A 19,692-nucleotide genomic window follows, 5' to 3' on the forward strand; every position below is an offset into this window, starting at 1 on the left:
ACCTGCCGCTAAGAGAGGGATTAACCGAGGGTTTTGAAGGCTTTAATGCGCTGCAGATGCGGTGAGATGTTTTTGAATTTATGGGACTGCTCTTCGTCCCAGACAATCTCGTAATAGTGGTGCAGCTCATTTGAAGTGCGCTGGCTGTCGAGCGCTTCATCCTGACGCGAGAGGATCACCAGGCAGCGGTCGCGGTTCTTTTCACGAAAGTTGGCGACGCACTTGGTGGCAATATCCCGGTACTCTTCCGGCCGGTCGATCTTTCCTTCCATATTTTCATAAGGAAAGAGATTGGGGTTGAAGATCACCTGGCGGATATCGCAGAGAAAACCGATGCGCTCCGCCCAGTAACCGCCCAGACCGACACCGCAAATCAGCGGGCGTTCATCGACGTTGAGCTGCAGCATTTTATCCACCTCTTTGAGCAGATGCTGCATATCATGTTTCGGATGCCGCGTGCTGTAGCTAATCAGCCGGACATCGGGGTCGATAAACTGCAGTTGCAGCACCTTTTCGTGGTTGCCGGGGCTGTTCGAGTCAAAACCGTGTAAATAGATAATCATGGTATCCTCACCACTTCGACGGTTTGTCCGCAGGGTTAATGCGCAGCTTTATGCGCCTGCCAGCGTTCGTGCAGCTGTTCCAGCTCGTTATGAGCCGTCTTCCAGCGCGCTGAACTCATCAACTCCTGACGAGAAAATGAACCTTTATGATACAAATGTGTAACACGCTCTGCATTGATCGGTGACAGGTTATCCAGTACCTCAACGGCACCTTTACGATTATTACAGACCAGGATCATATCGCAACCGGCATCCAGCGATGCCTGCCCGCGTTCAGCGTAGCTGCCCATGATCGCCGCCCCCTCCATCGAGAGATCGTCGGAAAAAATTACGCCGTCGTAACTCAGCTCACCGCGCAGCACGGTTTTCAGCCACCAGGGTGAACCGCTGGCCGGGCGCGGATCGGCATCGGTATAGATCACATGCGCTGGCATAATGGCGTCCAGTTTATTCTGCTCAATCAGCGACTTAAAAATGGACATATCTTTTGCGCGGATCTCCGCCAGCGGGCGCGGATCGAACGGCGTCTCTTTGTGCGAGTCTGCGGTTACCGCGCCGTGGCCCGGGAAGTGTTTGCCGGTGCTTTTCATGCCTGCGCTGTGCATGCCATCAATCACGCGGGTGGCGAGCGTTAACGCTTTCTGCACATCCGCATGGTAAGAGCGCTCACCGATTGCCGCGCTGATGTGCCCAACGTCCAGCACCGGCGCAAAGCTGATATCGATATCCATGGCGATCATTTCGCTCGCCATTAGCCAGCCCGCCTCCTGCGCCAGCCGACCGCCCTCTTCCATACCAAGCAGCGCAGCGAAAGATTGCGCCGCCGGCAGGCGGGTGAAACCGTCGCGAAAACGCTGCACGCGCCCGCCCTCCTGATCGACCGCTACCACCAGCCGGTGGCGGGAAGCGGCACGGATTTGGCGCACCAGCTCGCGCAGCTGCTCGGGATCGTGGTAATTCCGGGTAAAGAGGATCAAGCCGCCAACCAGCGGATGCGCCAGAATCTCGCGCTCCTCCGCATCCAGTTCGTACCCTTCAACATCCAACATCACTGGACCCACACTTACCTCTCTTATCCTTCAGACTGAAGCTGACGCCATATTTCATTCGCCAGCATAATAAATTGTTGATCGCCGGTCTGCTGCCAGCGGCGTTCATACCAGCCGACCATCAGCATCAACACCCATGGCCGCCAGCGCTTAACTTGCCGCCAGAGCCGAGGCGGATCGATATTTGCCTGACTGGCATAGTGCGCGGCAATTTCAGCGCGCTGCGCCTCGTTTTCGCACCAGATACCGGCCAGCTCAAGCGCCACATCGCCATCGCCAGCATATTCCCAGTCGATAAGCCGTAGCCCCTTCTCACCGTGCACAATATTCCCGGCGTGAACATCCATATGCAGCGGCGCAAGGCGCAGCGGCAGTGGTTCACGCTGACGCCGCAGCCGTTTTAGCTGCCGCAGCCAGAAGGGCGTGCGCCGTGCGGGCGCGCTGCATTGCCAGTCGCGCTCCAGCAGCGGCAGCAGCGTAATGCGCCAGCCGAAGCATTTTTGCCGGTGCAGATCATACAGCAATGTCGCCAGCGCGTCGGCCTGCGGCAGCGCGGTGTCGATCGTGCCGGGAATAAAGTCGATTGCCATCCAGCCCGCCGCGAAAAAAAGGGGCTGCGGCGCAATAGTGGCAGGAAGATGGCGCAACAGACGATACTGGCGCAGAAAGAACGCTGGCGCGGCCTGATGCTGCTGGCGAAGCACCAGCGTCTGCTGCCCGTCGCTTATCAGACAGCTCCCGCCGCTCAGCCCAACTTGCTGGCTGGCGACGGGAGCGTAGTGCGGAAAGTAGCGTGACAGGATGGCGTCACGCGTCAGATTACTGCTGTTGAACGGCACCTTTACCTGACCAGATAATCTCGCCGGTCTGCACCAGCATTAACTGCATTTGCAGCGAAGGCGCATTGGCATTGCCGGTTGCGTTGGAATAGAGCACATACTGTGCGCCGACGTTGCGCGCAATGCCCATCGCTTTGCTGCGCGTGCCGAGGCTGTCCTGCGGCGACAGGCCGAGCTGCTGCTTGGCGACCGCCAGCTGCTGGGCGGTGATCAGGGTAAATTTACCGTTATTTGCCAGCGCATTGCGCACCACTTCTGTTGCTTCACCGGTGTTAATCGAGCCGTTAGTGCGGTTGTTTACGCTATCCACCAGCAGAACGCTGCCGGCATTTGCGCCGCTGGCCTGCAACATTTTGCCCACCATCGGCTGTACCGCGCCGTTCCAGTCGTAATGACGCTCGCGCGGCGTTGGCTGCCCGTTCTGATCCGGATGTTCAATCGGGCCTGGTTGCTGCGGCAGCGTTGGCACGGAAGGCACGCCCGGAATCGGCTGCTGCGGCTGCTGAGGTTGCGCGGGTTGCGTCGCGCCGCCGCCTGCCTGCTCAACCGGAGCCGGTTGCTGGTCGGTGATACAGCCTGCAAGCAGCATGGCAAGGGTAGTCAGTAACGCGTAGCGTCCAATGGTCTTAATCAAGTGTCACCTCTTAGAGATAGAGATAGAGTCTGACGCTGTGCGCGCCGAGATAGTTAGCGCTGCCGTAGAGAGTCATGTTGGCATTACCGGGAACCGTTACGCTGCGCGGCGCTTCCAGCGGGTGCATCTCCAGACCTCTGGCGTCATACCAGTAAAAGCGATAGTGCAGCGTGACGGGCTGCTGGCGTTCGTTATAGATCTTTGATGAGGCGGAAGGCTGAAGCGCCTCCCGGCTCATGGTCGGCGGCTGCGCGATGATGCCTGCGGCGAGGATGGAGGACTCCATCACCAGCGTTTGATCGCTGGCGACCGGGATTGCGGGCCGGGAGCCGCAGCCGACAAGCGCTAACGCCGTCAGCAGTAACGCAACACGCGCGACGCTCATCTTAAAGACCTTTATGAGCCAGCATCGGCCCCAGCATGCGCCCGCCCAGCAGGTGCATATGAATATGGTAAACCTCCTGCCCACCGTGACGATTACAGTTCATGATCAGGCGATAGCCATCTTCGGCGATCCCTTCATCACGGGCGATTTTCGCGGCAACGGTCATCATGCGCCCCAGCGCCTGCTCGTGGGCCTGAGTCACATCGTTGACGGTTGGGATAAGCAGGTTCGGCACGATCAGCACATGTGTCGGTGCTTGCGGAGAGATATCGCGAAAGGCGGTAACCAGTTCGTCCTGGTAAACGATGTCCGCCGGAATTTCGCGACGAATGATTTTGCTGAAAATGGTCTCTTCGGCCATGACGTTTTCCTTTTCTGAGTGCGGGCCGGGCCCGCCGTCGTCGTCAATTATGTGCCCTAGAGTATGATCGAGATTCTCTTGTTCTTTCAACTATAACGCTGTTTTTCTTTCCCCTTTTACGCCTGGCCTGATTGTGGCTGTCGCAGACGCCGCCCGACGCAGATGAAATCGCATTTCATAATCGATAATTACATCTGTTTACACCGCTTAAGTGAATGCGTATATTTCGCATTTGCATTTCCATGCGCGCCTCGCGCTGACGCATTTACTTCCCGCAGCCAGCAACGTATTGGCTGCGGGTTCTGCTCACACACCATTAAGGGTTCATCATGTCTTTCCCGCAGAATGGCCGCTTCGGCGCACGCGCCTGTACGGCCGCCCCTTCCCTGCTGGCTGTTGCCATTGCTTTTGCGCTCTCCCCGGCCACCGCGTTTGCCGCCAGCAGTGAAGAGACGGTGGTAGTTGAAGGAACCAGTGCTGCCGACACCCGTGCCCTGACCGAACAGGATTACAATACGCAGACCACTGCGGCAGGCACCAAAATGACGCTGGTACAGCGCGATATTCCTCAATCCATCAGCATTACTACCCAACAGCGGATGAAGGATCAGCAGCTGGAAACGCTCGGCGACGTATTGAAGAACACCACGGGTGTGTTCGAGAGCGCGGCAGACTCCGATCGCAGCACCTACTATTCGCGCGGATTCCTGATTGATAACTATATGGTCGATGGCATCCCGACAATTTTTGAAACCCGCTGGAACCTGGGCGATGCCCTTTCCGATACCGCGATGTATGAGCGCATCGAAGTGGTACGCGGCGCAACCGGGCTGATGACCGGGGCGGGCAACCCCTCCGCCTCGGTAAATATGGTGCGCAAGCACGCCGACAGCCGCGAATTTACCTCAAACGTTTCGGCCGAATATGGCAGCTGGAATAAACAGCGTTATGTGGCGGACGTCTCCACGCCGCTGACGGAAGATGGCAGGATCCGTGGCCGTGCGGTGGCCGGCTACCAGCATAATGACAGCTGGCTTGACCGCTACAGCCAGGAGAAGAAGTTCTTCTATGGCGTACTGGATGTCGATCTGACTGCGTCGACCGCTTTCTCCGTTGGCTATGACTACCAGGAGACCGACGTTGATAGCCCAACGTGGGGCGGCTTGCCGCGCTGGTATACCGACGGCACAAAAACCCACCCGAGCCGCAGTGACAGCACCGCGCCGGATTGGGCCTACAACAATAAAGTCTCTAAACGCACCTTCGCCACCCTGAAACAGGGTCTCGGCAGCGACTGGCTGCTGACGGTGAACGGCACCCATACCGAGACGCAGCTCGACAGTAAAGCGCTCTATGTCGACGGCACGGTCGATAAATCCACCGGATTGATGGTTAGCCCTTATGGTGCGTCTTATCCCTATGTCGGCGGCACCGGATATAACACCGGCATGCGCAAAGTCGATGCGCTGGATACCTTTGCTAATGGCTCGTATGAGCTGTTTGGCCGCCAGCATGAGCTGATGGTCGGCGGCAATCTGAGCAAGCAAAATAACCGCTACTTTAGCTCGTGGGAGAATATCCTTGATACCTCGCTCGGCAACTACAGCAACTTCAACGGCAACTACCCGGAAACTCAATGGGCACCGCTGAGCCTGGCGCAGGAAGATACGATCCGTCAGCAGTCAGCCTACCTCGCGACGCGTATCTCCCTTGCGGATCCGCTGCACCTGATTGCGGGCGCGCGTTATACCAAATATAAGCTTGAGACGCTGACGCAGGATCTGGAGAAGAACAACCTCTCACCCTATGCGGGCCTGATCTTTGACATCAACGATACCTGGTCAACCTATGCCAGCTACACCTCCATCTTTAAACCGCAGGAGTATCGCGACGCGCAGGGGAAATATCTCTCGCCGGTCACCGGGAAAAACTACGAGCTGGGCGTGAAATCTGACTGGATGAACAGCCGTTTAACCGCTTCCCTTGCCGTGTTCCGTATCGAGCAGGATAACCTGGGTCAGACAACCGGCGGCGTGGTGCCGGGCACCAGCGGCGAAAGCGCGTATGAAGCGGTTGATGGCGCAGTGAGTAAAGGCGTTGAACTTGAAATTAACGGCGCGCTGACGGACAACTGGCAGATGACTTTCGGCGCCACGCGTTATGTCGCCGATGATAAAGATGGCAACGCGGTGAATCCGAACCTGCCGCGTACGTCGATCAAAACCTTCACCAGCTATCGCCTGCCGATGTTGCAGGAGTTAACCGTCGGCGGCGGCGTTAACTGGCAGAACAGCACCTGGGCGAATGTCAGCACCGCCAACGGCAACTTCCGCTCTGAACAGGGCAGCTATGCACTGGTCGATCTGTTTGCCCGTTATCAGGTCACTAAGCAGCTGTCGGTGCAGGCGAATATCGATAACCTGTTCGATAAGAAATATGACACCAACGTCGACAGCCGCTCCTATGTATTCGGCGAGCCGCGTAACTTCTCGGTAAGCGCCAATTACCGCTTCTGATAGCGCATCAATGAACGGAAGGAGCCTGCGGGCTCCTTTTTTTATGGACCACCTGTAGGCCGGATAAGCGTTAGCGCCATCCGGCATTGCGGTTTTGCCGGATGGCGGCGTTGCCTTATCCGGCCTACAAAGGCAAATGCAGACAATAAAAAAGGGAGCCATCAGGCTCCCTCAGTCTCCCCAGACTATGGCTTAGCTGTTGCGGATGTACTCATCCATCTCGGTTTTCAGGTTATCGGATTTAGTACCGAAAATCGCCTGAACGCCGGAACCGGCAACAACCACACCCGCAGCGCCCAGTTTCTTCAGGCCAGCCTGATCCACTTTCGCTACGTCAGCCACGCTGACACGCAGACGCGTGATACACGCATCGAGGTTGGTGATGTTCTCTTTGCCGCCAAACGCGGAAACCAGAGCCGGAGCCATTTCGCTGGTCGCGCCAGCTTTGCTCTCTTCGGTAGTCTCTTCACGACCCGGGGTCTTCAGATCCAGCGCTTTAATCAGCACACGGAAGACGGTGTAGTAAACCACCGCGTAGCAGATACCGATGATCGGGAACAGCCACAGTTTGCTGCTGTTGCCGCTCAGTACGATGAAGTCGATCAGACCGTGGGAGAACGACGTACCGTCACGCATACCCAGCAGGATACAGATCGGGAAGGCCAGGCCTGCCAGAATCGCATGGATAACGTACAGAATCGGCGCCACGAACATAAAGGAGAACTCGATCGGCTCGGTGATACCGGTCAGGAACGAGGTCAGCGCGGCGGAGATCATGATACCGCCCACTTTGGCGCGGTTTTCCGGTTTCGCAGAGTGCCAGATAGCAATCGCGGCAGCTGGCAGACCGTACATTTTGAACAGGAAGCCACCGGAGAGTTTACCTGCGGTCGGGTCACCTGCCATATAACGCGGGATATCACCGTGGAATACCTGCCCTGCGGCGTTGGTGAATTCACCAATCTGCATCTGGAAAGGTACGTTCCAGATGTGGTGCAGACCAAACGGCACCAGGCAGCGCTCGATGAAGCCATAGATACCGAACGCGACAACCGGGTTCTGGTAAGCAGCCCACTGAGAGAAGGTCTGGATAGCAGTACCGATCGGCGGCCAAATAAAGGAGAGGATCACGCCGGTGAAGATTGCTGCCAGACCAGAGATGATCGGCACAAAGCGTTTACCCGCGAAGAAGCCCAGATACTCAGGCAGCTTGATACGGTAGAAGCGGTTAAACATATACGCTGCGATCGCACCAGAGATGATACCGCCGAGCACACCGGTGTCTGCCAGGTGTTTCGCCGCGATCTCTTCAGCAGGTAAATGCAGAACCAGCGGCGCAACTACCGCCATGGTTTTAACCATAATGCCGTAGGCGACAACGGCGGCAAGCGCTGAAACGCCGTCGTTATTGGTGAAGCCAAGGGCCACACCGATCGCGAAGATCAGCGGCATGTTGGCGAAAACGGAACCGCCCGCTTCGGCCATAACATGGGAAACCACTTCTGGCAGCCAGCTGAAGTTTGCAGAACCGACGCCCAGCAGGATACCTGCGATAGGCAGTACAGATACTGGCAGCATCAGCGATTTACCGACCTTCTGCAGGTTAGCAAATGCATTCTTAAACATAATTGAGAGTGCTCCTGAGTATTAGTGCTTTTTTCTACGCTTTCGCGCATTGGCACGGGGGGAGAACCGCGCCGTGGGAAGGGCATCTAAGCGCCCTTTATTTATTACACAGAGTAAAATAAATCGTTTCAGGTTTGTTTGACCGCTATCACGTTTCAGCCAGCGCTAATAAGAAAAGTCACATTGGCTTACATTTACCGCTCTGTTTAGGTCAAATTGTAACCGTCACCGCCCATTTTATGGCGGTGAACTTTACTCTTATCGGGTATTAATTACGAGTACTAAAATAAGCTGCTTTTTATGCTATGTGCAGACGCGACGGGGCGATATGGAACAGGCGGGCAAAGTTTTGCGTCGTCTGTTGGGCAAGCTCTTCAATGGAGACGCCCTTCAGCACCGCCATATACTCTGCAACATCGCGCGTCATGGCAGGCTGGTTCTCTTTCCCGCGGTGCGGCACCGGTGCCAGATAAGGCGAATCGGTCTCCACTAGCAGGCGATCTAGCGGCACATAGCGCGCGGCGTCGCGTAACTGCTCGGCGTTACGGAAAGTGACGATGCCGGAAAAAGAGATATAAAAGCCCATATCCAGCAGCTTACCGGCCGTTTCACGATCTTCGGTAAAGCAGTGTAGTACGCCGCCGCAATCCTGCACCTTCTCTTCTTGTAAAATCGCCAGCGTATCGGCGCGCGCGTCACGCGTATGCACAATCACCGGTTTATTCAGCTCGCGTCCAATGCGGATATGGTTGCGGAAGGACTCCTGCTGACGCGGCTTGGTTTCCGGGGTATAGAAGTAGTCGAGGCCGGTTTCACCCATAGCCACTACACCCTCTTCTGCCGCCAGCTGGCGCAGGGTCTCCACCTCGTACTCTTCATCCTGGTTGAGCGGATGTACGCCGCAGGAGAAGACCACATTCTCACGCTCGCCGACTAATTCACGCATTGACCGGTAGCCGGGCAGCGTCGTGGCGACCGCGAGGCAGAACTTCACATCGCGCGCGGCGGCTTTCGCCAGCACATCGTCCACATCTGTATGCAGCGTTTCATAGTTAAGGCCATCAAGATGGCAGTGCGAGTCGACTAAAAACATAATGTCTCTCTTATAGATGGGATACAGGAAGCGTCACGCCGGAGTGCAGGTAACGCTCCACATTTAACAGTAAATCGGTCAGCAGCAGTTCACGGTTGACGCCAACTACGCTCAGCAGTTGCTCACGGCAGGTAAACAGCGCATGCAAAAGCGCATGCAGCGTGTCGCTGCGCCACTGGCGGGCGAAACCCTGCACCAGCGCCGGAGCATCAACGTTGGTGACGAGTGTTGCGCCTTGCTGCAGCTTCAGCGCGTCGAGGATCAGTGAAGCGAGCCACTGCAGGCGCTCCGGGGCATTGTCATGATTAAGCGCAGTCAGCACTGCCAGCCAGTCACCGCCAGTCAGCGCGGTGTTTGCCGCCTCACACAACGCCTGGCGCTGCTTCCACTTATCATCCTGCAACAATACCTGGGCAGCACCCGGCGAACCGGCCGACAGGCGCAGCGCGGTAAGAATCGCTTCTTGTGACATTGTCACTTCACGCGAAAGCCACGTCGCGGCGTAATGCTCTTCGGGCGGCGCTAAGTGATGCATACGACAGCGGCTACGCAGAGTGGGCAGCAGCCGCACGGGTTCGCGGCAGGCGAGGAAAAACCATGTCTGCGTCGGCGGCTCTTCCAGCGTTTTGAGCAACGCGTTGGCGGCGGCATCGCTGAGCTGTGCGGCATCCGGCAGACAGACGACTTTTGCGCCGCCGAGCCGGGCGTGCTCGTACAGCTTTTCATTCACTTCACGCACCGCATCAATACCCAGCGTCGACTTCCCTTTCTCCGGCGCAAGCACGTAATAATCGGGGTGGGTACCCGCCTGCATTAATTCGCAGCCGCGGCAGTGGCCGCAGCTTTTATTTCCTTGCGGCGTCTGGCAGAGCAGCAGGCGGTTGATGGCGTAGATCAGCGCATCGTCGCCCATCCCATCCAGGGCGTAGATCAGTAACGCGTGGTGCCCGCGCCCGCTCTGATAACTGGCGACCAGTTGTTCAAAGTCCGGCCGTAGCCACGGATACCATTTCATGCGCCCTGCTCCTCCACCCATGCGCTGACGGTGCGGCGAATATCGGCTACAACCTCTTCCAGCGACTGGGTGGCATCAATGGTACGAATACTCGGATCCTGTTCCGCCAGTTCCAGATAGCGGGCACGTGTGCGGTTAAAGAAATCGAGTGACTCCTGCTCAATGCGGTCAAGCTCGCCGCGCGCACGGGCGCGCTTAAGGCCCACTTCCGGCGTTACATCAAGATAGAGGGTTAAATCGGGGCGGAAATCGCCGAGCACCGCGTCGCGCAGCGTGGTGAGCAGAGTTTGGTCAATACCGCGTCCGCCGCCCTGGTAGGCTTGGGTGGAGAGATCGTGGCGATCGCCAATGACCCAGCTTCCGCGCGCCAGCGCAGGTTTGATAACCGTCGCCACCAGCTGAACCCGGGCGGCGTAAAACATCAGCACTTCGGCTTTATCGGTGATCACTTCATCCCCGACGGATCGGATATCCAGCACCAGGCTGCGCAGTTTTTCCGCCAGCAGCGTGCCGCCCGGCTCGCGGGTAAACACCATGTCGCGAACGCCGAGCGTCTTCAGCGTGTCGACAATGACATCCCGCGCGGTGGTTTTGCCCGCGCCTTCCAGCCCTTCAATGACGATGTATTTACTGCCCATTTTTTTCCTTAAGTACTTTCAGGTACTCCTGCACCGATCGGTTATGACTGGCGAGATTGGTGTTAAACGTATGACCGCCTTTGCCGTCGGCAACAAAATAGAGATATGGCGTTTTTGCCGGATGCGCCGCGGCTTTCAGAGAGGCTTCACCCGGCGTGGCAATCGGCCCCGGCGGCAGGCCGTTAATCACATAAGTGTTGTAATCCGTCGGTGCCTCCAGATCGGCGCGCGACAGCTTACCACTATATCGCGCCCCCATCCCGTAGATTACCGTCGGATCGGTCTGCAGACGCATCCCGATGCGCAGCCGGTTAATAAACACCGAGGCTACCCGGTCGCGCTCACCGGCGACGGCGGTCTCTTTCTCAATAATCGAGGCCATGGTCACCAGCTGATTTTCATCTTTATAAGGCAGCCCCTCGGCGCGCCCTTCCCAGGCACGGGCAACGGCCTGCACCATTTTTTGATGCGCACGTTTCAACAGCGCAACATCGGTCGTATTGGCGGTGTACATCCACGTGTCAGGCCAGAACCACCCTTCGACCCACTCCGGGTGCGCCATTTTTATCGCTTGCGCTACGGTGGCGTAGTCATCATCTTTCAGCGTGTGTTTGATGTATGGCGCGTCGCGCAGCTGTTTCAGGTAATCGCTTAACCGCATCCCCTCAACGAAACGCAGCGGGAATTGCGCCTCTTTGCCGCTCTCCAGCAGTTGCATCATTTCACGCACGGTCATATTGGGCGTGAAGCGGTAGGTCCCGGCTTTGAAGTGTGAAAGATCGGGCTCGAGGCGCAGTAACCACTGGAACACGCGCGGGCGATTGATCACCTTTTCGCGGTAGAGCAGCTCGCCGAGCGTTGTGCGCCCGGTGCCTGCCGGCAAGGTGAAGATGGTTTCATCTTTGATCAAAATTTTGCTGTCCGCCAGTTGCCGCACCTTCCAGGCACCAGCGCCTGCGGCAATAACCAGTACTGCGAGCAGAATGAGTACAACGCCAAAGAGTTTTTTCATAATGGATTTATGCGCTCACAAAGAGGGGCTAAAAAATGGTACAGATCGCGCGCCTGCCACTGCCTGTCCGCCCACTGGCGAACCGGCACAACCGGCATCAGCGCGTTACAAATAATGGCTTCGTCTGCCACTGCCAGCGCATCCAGCCCGGCGTTCACTTCGACAACGTTAAACGCAGAAGATGCCAGCTGGCGCAGGCAGTATTGCCGCATAATGCCATTCACGCCCGCCTGATCGATCCTGGGGGTGAACACCGTTTTACCCTGCCGCCAGAAGATATTTCCCGCACTGCACTCGGTGATCCAGCCGCCGCTGTCGAGCACCAGTGCGTCATCGGCGTCGGTTTGTTCAAGCCCGAGACGAATAAGCACCTGCTCCAGCCGGTTAAGGTGTTTGATACCGGCAAGCGCAGGATTGCGCCCCAGACGGATCTCACTGAGCGTAAGGGAGACCCCCTCCTGCTGCCAGCGCGCATAGTGCGCGGGCCTCGGTGCAAAGGAGACAATGCGCGTCGGCGCAGAACAGTTGGCCGGGCTGTAGCCACGCCCGCCCACGCCGCGCGTGATCACCGCTTTGATGACGCCTTGATCGTGTTCTTTCGCCAGCATGGCCATCTCCTGCTCAAGTGCAGACCATTCAGCAAAAGGGATCGCTAAGCGCTCGCACCCCTGACGCAGGCGCTGCTGGTGAGCGGCGGCAAACTGGATCTGCCCGTCGATAATGCGTGCTGTGGTAAAACAGCCATCGCCAAACTGCGTCGCCCGGTCATTGGCCGCAAGCGAGGCCTGCTCTGTGCCATTAATCAAGAACATAGCGACTCCTTGTATGCATAGTCAGACAGTTTGGCAGGATGAAAAGCCGAGGACAAGGGGGATAAATCAGAATAGAAAAGGCCCGCAAGCGGGCCTTTATACGGCAGGTTGATCACACTTTTTTGAAGATCAGCGAGCCGTTGGTACCACCGAAGCCGAAGGAGTTACACAGGGTGTACTCCAGACCGCTGACCTGACGCGCCTCGTGCGGCACGAAATCAAGGTCGCAACCCTCATCCGGGTTATCGAGGTTGATGGTTGGCGGTACAGCCTGGTCGCGCAGTGCAAGGATGGAGTAGATAGATTCTACTGCACCCGCCGCACCGAGCAGGTGGCCGGTCATGGATTTGGTCGAGCTGACCATCACGCTGTAAGCTGCGTCGCCGAATACGGACTTCACTGCCTGCGCTTCGGCTTTATCGCCCGCAGGTGTTGAAGTGCCGTGTGCGTTTACGTAGCCAATCTGAGACGGCTCAATGCCCGCATCGCGGAGCGCATGAATCATCGCTTTCGCCGCACCCGCGCCGTTTTCCGGCGGAGAAGTCATGTGGTAAGCATCGCTGCTCATGCCAAAACCGATGATTTCAGCATAAATTTTCGCACCGCGCTTCTTCGCGTGTTCGTACTCTTCCAGCATGATGATGCCTGCGCCATCGCCGAGGACAAAACCATCACGGTCTTTATCCCACGGGCGGCTTGCGGCCTGTGGATTGTCGTTACGCGTGGAGAGCGCGCGCGCTGCGCCAAAACCACCGACGCCAAGCGGCGTACTCGCTTTTTCCGCACCACCTGCCAGCATCGCATCGGCATCGCCATAGGCAATGATACGCGCCGCGTGACCAATGTTGTGCACGCCTGAGGTACAGGCAGTCGCAATTGAAATGCTGGGGCCTTGCAGACCAAACATAATGGTCAAATGGCCAGCCACCATATTCACAATGGTCGATGGAACGAAGAACGGGCTGATTTTACGCGGCCCACCCTTGACGAGGGAGCTGTGGTTTTCTTCGATCAGGCCGAGACCACCAATGCCAGAACCAATCGCCGCGCCAATACGCGAGGCGTTTTCTTCTGTTACTTCCAGGCCGGAATCCTGCATGGCCTGAATACCAGCGACAATTCCATATTGAATGAAGTCGTCCATTTTGCGCTGTTCTTTGCGCGAAATGTACTCTTCACAATTAAAATCCTTTACTAAGCCAGCAAATTTGGTTGCATAGGCGCTAGTATCGAAATGGTCGATCAGGCTGATGCCACTCTGACCGGCAAGGAGAGCTTTCCAGGTAGACTCTACGGTATTGCCGACAGGAGACAACATGCCAAGTCCGGTCACAACTACACGACGCTTAGACACGTTTGTCCTCCAGGGAGGGATAAAAAAAGAGATTCGTGAGATTGCTTAGATAAAACTCAGGCGGTCGAATGACCGCCTGGAGATGTTCACTTACGCCTGGTGGCCGTTGATGTAATCAATGGCAGCCTGAACGGTAGTGATCTTCTCAGCTTCTTCGTCCGGAATCTCAGTATCAAACTCTTCTTCCAGAGCCATTACCAGCTCAACGGTGTCAAGAGAATCAGCGCCCAGGTCCTCAACGAAGGAAGCATTGTTGGTAACTTCTTCCTGCTTAACGCCCAGCTGCTCGCCGATAATTTTCTTAACGCGTTCTTCGATAGTGCTCATACTCTTAAATTTCCTATCAAAACTCGCTTTCGCGATGGTTTTCGTAGTGTATAAAATGTTGAAAAATTTGCAACTAAATCCCGGCAGTTCGTACCACGATTTTACGCTATTTTGAGGCCTTTCACCCCAATAACGCAAATAAATTTCATCGTGGTCAAACCATATACATTCCGCCGTTGACGTGCAGGGTTTCACCAGTGATGTAACCCGCCTCGTCAGAGGCTAAAAATGCAACCGCGCTGGCGATTTCCTGCGCACCGCCGAGACGGCCTGCAGGCACTTGCGCCAGAATACCCGCACGCTGATCGTCAGATAGCGCACGCGTCATGTCCGTTTCAATAAAACCCGGAGCAACAACGTTTACTGTAATACCGCGGGACGCAACTTCACGCGCCAGCGATTTACTAAAACCGATAAGACCCGCTTTCGCCGCAGCGTAGTTGGCCTGACCGGCATTTCCCATGGTACCAACCACAGAACCGATAGTGATAATACGCCCATGACGCTTTTTCATCATAGCTCGCATTACCGCTTTTGACAGACGGAAAACAGATGAAAGATTGGTCTCGATAATATCGTTCCACTCATCATCTTTCATACGCATCAGCAGATTGTCACGGGTGATCCCGGCGTTATTCACCAGAATATCGACCTCGCCAAACTCAGCGCGAATGTTTTCCAGCACAGATTCAATAGATGCAGGGTCGGTCACATTTAACTGCAGACCTTTACCGTTCGCACCCAGATAATCGCTGATTGCCTGCGCGCCACTTTCGCTGGTCGCAGTACCAATCACCTTCGCGCCGCGGGCAACGAGGGTTTCGGCGATTGCGCGGCCAATACCGCGGCTTGCACCGGTAACCAGCGCGATTTTTCCTTCAAAACTCATGGTCTTCCTCTTTTATTGCGCAAGTGCCTCTGACATGGCCGCCGGCTCGTTCAACGCCGAGGCTGTCAGGGTGTCAACAATACGTTTAGTCAGGCCGGTGAGGACTTTACCCGGGCCCACTTCATACAGGTGCTCAATACCCTGCGACGCCATAAACTCAACGCTTTTGGTCCACTGAACCGGGCTGTAGAGCTGGCGCACTAGCGCATCGCGAATCGCTTCCGGTGTCGTTTCACACGCTACGTCGACGTTATTCACGACCGGGATCTGCGGCGCATTAAAAGTAATATTGCCGAGCTCAGCAGCCAGTTTCTCCGCCGCAGGTTTCATCAACGCGCAGTGGGAAGGCACACTTACCGGCAGCGGCAGCGCACGTTTTGCACCAGCGGCTTTACAGGCAGCTCCCGCGCGCTCAACGGCTTCTTTATGACCCGCAATCACCACCTGACCCGGTGAGTTATAGTTTACCGGCGAGACGACCTGCCCTTCGGCAGCGGCTTCACACGCCTCTGCAATTGCGGCGTCATCAAGACCGATAATTGCGGACATCGCACCGGTACCCGCCGGAACGGCATCCTGCATAAACTTACCGCGCAGTTCAACCAGACGAACCGCATCAGCAAACGCGATCACGCCCGCGCAAACCAGTGCAGAGTATTCGCCAAGGCTGTGACCCGCCATCAGCGCAGGTGCTTTACCGCCCTGCTGCTGCCATACGCGCCACAGCGCGACGGAGGCCGTCAACAGCGCAGGCTGCGTCTGCCAGGTTTTATTCAGCTCTTCCGCCGGGCCTTGTTGAACCAGCGCCCAGAGATCGTAGCCCAGCACCGCTGAAGCTTCCTGGAAAGTCTCTTCGATAACCGGCCAGGTGGCTGCCGTGTCGGCCAGCATGCCGACAGTCTGGGAGCCCTGTCCCGGAAACACAAATGCGAATTGCGTCATTTTTTTGTCCTTATACTCAGAAACGTACCAGCGCAGAGCCCCAGGTGAACCCGCCGCCAAAGGCTTCAAGCAGGATCAGCTGGCCAGCTTTGATGCGCCCGTCACGCACCGCTTCATCCAGTGCGCAAGGCACGGAGGCGGCAGACGTATTGCCATGACGATCGAGTGTAACCACTACATTGTCCATCGACATGCCGAGTTTTTTCGCCGTCGCGCTGATAATACGCAGGTTCGCCTGATGCGGCACCAGCCAGTCCAGCTCGCTGCGCTCAAGGTTGTTGGCAGCCAACGTTTCGTCAACAATATGCGCCAGTTCGGTGACGGCAACTTTAAAGACTTCGTTACCCGCCATCGTTAAATAGGTCGGATTTTCCGGGTTTACGCGATCGAGGTTCGGCAGCGTCAGCAGTTCGCCATAGCTTCCGTCAGCGTGCATATGCGTGGAGATAATGCCCGGCTCTTCTGAAGCGCCCAGCACGGCAGCGCCTGCGGCGTCACCGAAGAGGATAATCGTACCGCGATCTTCCGGATCGAGCGTGCGCGCCAGCGCATCGGAGCCGATCACCAGCGCATGTTTTACCGCGCCGGATTTGATGTACTGATCGGCAATGCTCAGGGCATAGGTAAAGCCAGCGCAGGCCGCGGCAACGTCAAACGCCGGGCAGCCTTTAATCCCCAGCATATTCTGGATCTGGCAGGCAGCGCTTGGGAAAGCGTGGGTCGCTGAAGTGGTTGCGACAATGATTAAGCCAATCTGATCGTTATCGATGCCGGCCATCTCGAGCGCGCGTTTAGCGGCCTCAAAGCCCATAGTCGATACAGTCTCGTTTGCCGCAGCAATACGACGCTCACGGATACCCGTACGCGTGACAATCCACTCGTCGGAGGTATCGACCATTTTTTCTAAATCGGCGTTTGTTCGAACCTGTTCTGGCAGATAGCTGCCGGTACCAATAATCTTTGTATACATGTGCGCTCAGTCACTCTTGGATAATATACATACGTTCTTGCTTTCGTCGCCCAGTGCAGACGAAGCCGACGCGATGTACACAGATTCCAGGCGAGCGGCAATCCGCTGTGGGACTTGCCGCTGCACCGCCTGCACTGCCTGCTCAATCGCGACGCAAAACGCGCGCTGATTGGCTGCGCCGTGACTTTTAATCACTGTGCCGCGCAATCCTAACAGACAGGCACCATTATACTGGTCGGGGTTGAGGTGGCTGAATCGACTTATCAGACTTTTTTGTAACCAACGTTTGAGTAAGATGAGCCACCACGCCCTTTTTTTCCCTTCGCCCTGCGATTTCAGCAGCGAAAGAAACATTCTGACAACCCCTTCCATGGTTTTTAGCGTGACGTTTCCCGTGAAACCGTCACACACCAGCACATCCGTCTTGCCGGTTAATAATTCGTTCGCTTCCAGGTAACCAATGTAGTTGATGGATGGCGCTTCGCGTAACAACGCGGCAGCTTCGCGGATATTGTCATGGCCTTTGCTCTCCTCTTCACCAATATTGAGCAGAGCGACCCGCGGGTTGGCGATCTCCAGGATCTCCTCCGCCATCACGGCACCCATTACGGCGAATTGTGCCAGCATCGTGCTGTCGCAATCGACATTCGCACCCAGATCGAGCACCACAGTTCTGCCCTTTTGCTGATGCGGCAATACCGTCACCAGCGCCGGACGCTCAATACCGTCGAGGGGTTTAAGCAGCAGTTTCGCCAGCCCCATCAACGCCCCGGTATTACCTGCGCTGACGCAGGCCTGGGCGCGCCCCTCTTTCACCAGCTCCAGCGCGATACGCATTGACGTACCACGACTATTACGGATCGCCTGCGCCGCGCGCGCATCACTGGCAACAACTGACTGTGCAGGAACAACAAGCAGGCGAGAGCGCTGCTCGAAATCAGCTTTGGCAAGTAATGGCGTGATTGCGTCGGGATCGCCGACTAACAGGAGAGTGAGTTGCGAATTAGAATTCAGTGCCTGCAAAGCTGCAGGCACTGTCACGGAGGGGCCAAAATCGCCCCCCATGACATCTAACGCCAGGGTTAGACGTGTCAAGGTATCGTCAGAGCCTGGTTCGGTTTATCCCCGCCTGAGCGGGGAAAGCCTCACTAAGCTTCATCACGCTTGCGCGTGATTACTTAGTGATAACCTTGCGACCGCGGTAGAAACCGTCAGCGGTCATGTGGTGACGCAGGTGGGTTTCACCAGAAGTTTTGTCTACAGACAGGCTGGTGACTGCGGTCAGCGCGTCATGGGAACGACGCATGCCACGTTTGGAACGGGTTGGTTTATTCTGTTGTACGGCCATGGACCTTACTCCTCAATTACTTACGCTTTAAGCTGGCTAATACGGCAAATGGATTGGGTTTTTGCGCTTCATCAGGCAATTCCCCAAAGACCATGTCCGCCTCGGACACTTCACAGTGTTCAGAATCATGCACCGGAACTACAGGCAAGGCGAGAATGATTTCATCCTCAACCAACGCCCGCAGATCGATTTCGCCGAATTCGTTAACCTCAATCGGCTCATACGCTTCCGGCAGTGCTTCAGCCTGTTCGTCTGAACGCACAGGACTAAAACAATACGTTGTGTAGACGTGATGGGTGAACGGTTTCCCGCAGCGCTGGCACTCGAGAGCTACCGTAACCTTCGCATCGCCGGTTAACACCGCCAGACGCTGATTATCGATAGCAAACGACATGGAGCACTCCACATCAGTTTCTACGCTGACAACAGAATCGGCGACGCGCTCGACCTGATCGAGAGTGTAGACACCCTCATAATCAAGGCGTTTTTGAGCGGTACGAACCGGATCAAGAGTCAGGGGTAATTTTACCTTTTGCATAGGGCGCGCATATTAACTTTGTAACGTCATAGAGTCAAAGAAAAAGGCAGCCTGCGGTTGCCTTTTGCCAATTATTCGCACACATTGCGGCCTACAGTTTAATTTGCCTCTCATCGTTAAGCCATATTTGGTGGAAAAAATATGTCTCCTCTTATTCTTGCTTCAACTTCACCCTATCGTCGCGCGCTGCTGGAAAAACTCGGCCTCCCCTTTGAGTGTGCAGCGCCGCAAACCGATGAAACACCGCATCCCGGTGAAACACCCCGCCACCTCGTGCTGCGCCTTGCTCAGCAAAAAGCGCAGTCGCTGGCGGAAAAATATCCGCATCACCTGATAATTGGCTCCGATCAGGTGTGCGTATTAAATGGCGAAATTAACGGCAAACCGCATACGGAAGAGAATGCACGCCAGCAATTGCTGAAAGCGAGCGGAAATATTGTCACCTTCTATACGGGACTTGCGCTCTATAATTCGGCGACCGGACATCTGCAAACGGAGTGCGAACCCTTCGACGTCCATTTCCGTCATTTAAATGAGCAGGAGATTGAAGACTACGTGCGCAAAGAGCGCCCGCTTAATTGTGCCGGCAGTTTTAAAAGCGAAGGGCTGGGCATCGCCCTGTTCGAACGGCTTGAGGGGCGCGATCCGAATACGCTGGTCGGGCTACCGCTGATTGCACTGTGCCAGATGCTGCGCCGTGAGGAGCGCAACCCGTTGTTAAGCTAATGCTTAGGCGATCACAGATTGTTTAGTACACGACCTGTAGAGTCACTCTCAATAT

At 56.2% G+C, this 19,692-nt stretch carries 22 protein-coding genes; 2 read left to right on the forward strand and 20 right to left on the reverse strand.

Translation table 11 applies throughout. From position 1 onward, the window contains the following. Positions 1–20: 20 nt before the first annotated feature. The 6 genes from ycfP to hinT are packed head-to-tail and all read right to left on the reverse strand — an operon-like array spanning position 21 to position 3,831. On the reverse strand, positions 21–563 hold the full coding sequence (ycfP, locus tag EH164_RS13710; protein ID WP_023481572.1) for an alpha/beta hydrolase YcfP: 543 nt from the start codon (positions 561–563) through the stop codon (positions 21–23). 35 nt (positions 564–598) lie between these two features. Continuing rightward, on the reverse strand, positions 599–1,624 hold the full coding sequence (gene nagZ / locus EH164_RS13715) for a beta-N-acetylhexosaminidase (protein ID WP_124968649.1): 1,026 nt from the start codon (positions 1,622–1,624) through the stop codon (positions 599–601). Positions 1,625–1,635: 11 nt separating this feature from the next. Then, positions 1,636–2,451 (reverse strand): thiamine kinase, encoded by an 816-nt coding sequence (gene thiK, locus EH164_RS13720; RefSeq protein ID WP_124968651.1) that lies wholly within the window; start codon positions 2,449–2,451, stop codon positions 1,636–1,638. Further along, a complete protein-coding gene (gene lpoB / locus EH164_RS13725) occupies positions 2,432–3,085 on the reverse strand; it encodes a penicillin-binding protein activator LpoB (protein WP_124968653.1) in 654 nt (217 codons plus the stop codon). The genes thiK and lpoB overlap by 20 nt, the downstream gene beginning before the upstream one ends. 10 nt (positions 3,086–3,095) lie before the next feature. Continuing rightward, positions 3,096–3,470, reverse strand: coding sequence for a YcfL family protein (locus EH164_RS13730; RefSeq protein WP_124968655.1), 375 nt, complete (start codon positions 3,468–3,470; stop codon positions 3,096–3,098). Position 3,471: 1 nt separating this feature from the next. Beyond that, the gene (hinT, locus tag EH164_RS13735) at positions 3,472–3,831 is read right to left on the reverse strand and encodes a purine nucleoside phosphoramidase (RefSeq protein WP_124968657.1); all 360 of its coding nucleotides are present in this window, start codon (positions 3,829–3,831) and stop codon (positions 3,472–3,474) included. A 329-nt stretch (positions 3,832–4,160) separates the two neighbouring features. Here hinT and fhuE point away from each other — a divergent pair, with 329 nt between their 5' ends. Then, positions 4,161–6,347 (forward strand): ferric-rhodotorulic acid/ferric-coprogen receptor FhuE, encoded by a 2,187-nt coding sequence (gene fhuE, locus EH164_RS13740; RefSeq protein WP_124968659.1) that lies wholly within the window; start codon positions 4,161–4,163, stop codon positions 6,345–6,347. A gap of 192 nt (positions 6,348–6,539) precedes the next feature. Here the strand turns inward: fhuE and ptsG are convergent, their stop codons facing one another. From ptsG to yceD, 14 genes are all read right to left on the reverse strand, one after another. Then, a complete protein-coding gene (gene ptsG / locus EH164_RS13745; protein WP_124968661.1) occupies positions 6,540–7,973 on the reverse strand; it encodes a PTS glucose transporter subunit IIBC in 1,434 nt (477 codons plus the stop codon). A gap of 298 nt (positions 7,974–8,271) precedes the next feature. After that, on the reverse strand, positions 8,272–9,066 hold the full coding sequence (locus EH164_RS13750; RefSeq protein WP_124968663.1) for a metal-dependent hydrolase: 795 nt from the start codon (positions 9,064–9,066) through the stop codon (positions 8,272–8,274). Positions 9,067–9,076: 10 nt separating this feature from the next. Then, complete coding sequence (holB, locus tag EH164_RS13755; RefSeq protein WP_124968665.1) at positions 9,077–10,081, reverse strand: DNA polymerase III subunit delta'; 1,005 nt, start codon at positions 10,079–10,081, stop codon at positions 9,077–9,079. Next, positions 10,078–10,719, reverse strand: coding sequence for a dTMP kinase (gene tmk, locus EH164_RS13760; protein WP_124968667.1), 642 nt, complete (start codon positions 10,717–10,719; stop codon positions 10,078–10,080). The genes holB and tmk overlap by 4 nt, the downstream gene beginning before the upstream one ends. Next, complete coding sequence (gene yceG, locus EH164_RS13765; protein WP_023481822.1) at positions 10,709–11,731, reverse strand: cell division protein YceG; 1,023 nt, start codon at positions 11,729–11,731, stop codon at positions 10,709–10,711. Before yceG ends, tmk begins: the two co-directional genes overlap by 11 nt. Further along, positions 11,728–12,543, reverse strand: coding sequence for an aminodeoxychorismate lyase (gene pabC / locus EH164_RS13770; protein WP_124968669.1), 816 nt, complete (start codon positions 12,541–12,543; stop codon positions 11,728–11,730). Before pabC ends, yceG begins: the two co-directional genes overlap by 4 nt. A 112-nt stretch (positions 12,544–12,655) precedes the next feature. After that, on the reverse strand, positions 12,656–13,897 hold the full coding sequence (gene fabF, locus EH164_RS13775) for a beta-ketoacyl-ACP synthase II (RefSeq protein ID WP_023481495.1): 1,242 nt from the start codon (positions 13,895–13,897) through the stop codon (positions 12,656–12,658). Positions 13,898–13,987: 90 nt separating this feature from the next. Then, entirely contained in the window at positions 13,988–14,224 is a 237-nt protein-coding gene (gene acpP / locus EH164_RS13780; protein ID WP_000103754.1) for an acyl carrier protein, read from the reverse strand. Positions 14,225–14,378: 154 nt separating this feature from the next. Further along, on the reverse strand, positions 14,379–15,113 hold the full coding sequence (gene fabG, locus EH164_RS13785; RefSeq protein WP_023481790.1) for a 3-oxoacyl-ACP reductase FabG: 735 nt from the start codon (positions 15,111–15,113) through the stop codon (positions 14,379–14,381). Positions 15,114–15,125: 12 nt separating this feature from the next. Then, entirely contained in the window at positions 15,126–16,055 is a 930-nt protein-coding gene (fabD, locus tag EH164_RS13790) for an ACP S-malonyltransferase (RefSeq protein WP_124968671.1), read from the reverse strand. A 16-nt stretch (positions 16,056–16,071) separates the two neighbouring features. Beyond that, on the reverse strand, positions 16,072–17,025 hold the full coding sequence (locus EH164_RS13795; RefSeq protein ID WP_023481420.1) for a beta-ketoacyl-ACP synthase III: 954 nt from the start codon (positions 17,023–17,025) through the stop codon (positions 16,072–16,074). Between the two features lie 6 nt (positions 17,026–17,031). Beyond that, positions 17,032–18,120: a phosphate acyltransferase PlsX gene (gene plsX, locus EH164_RS13800; protein WP_080263017.1), complete on the reverse strand. Its 1,089-nt coding sequence runs from the start codon at positions 18,118–18,120 to the stop codon at positions 17,032–17,034. 79 nt (positions 18,121–18,199) lie between these two features. Next, complete coding sequence (rpmF, locus tag EH164_RS13805) at positions 18,200–18,373, reverse strand: 50S ribosomal protein L32 (protein WP_006819481.1); 174 nt, start codon at positions 18,371–18,373, stop codon at positions 18,200–18,202. Between the two features lie 16 nt (positions 18,374–18,389). Further along, positions 18,390–18,911: a 23S rRNA accumulation protein YceD gene (gene yceD / locus EH164_RS13810; RefSeq protein WP_023481686.1), complete on the reverse strand. Its 522-nt coding sequence runs from the start codon at positions 18,909–18,911 to the stop codon at positions 18,390–18,392. Between the two features lie 141 nt (positions 18,912–19,052). Here yceD and EH164_RS13815 point away from each other — a divergent pair, with 141 nt between their 5' ends. Further along, the gene (locus EH164_RS13815; protein WP_124968673.1) at positions 19,053–19,637 is read left to right on the forward strand and encodes a nucleoside triphosphate pyrophosphatase; all 585 of its coding nucleotides are present in this window, start codon (positions 19,053–19,055) and stop codon (positions 19,635–19,637) included. Positions 19,638–19,692: the final 55 nt, after the last annotated feature.

It is taken from the genome of Kosakonia sp. CCTCC M2018092 (assembly GCF_003864115.1).
Classification (GTDB): domain Bacteria; phylum Pseudomonadota; class Gammaproteobacteria; order Enterobacterales; family Enterobacteriaceae; genus Kosakonia; species Kosakonia cowanii.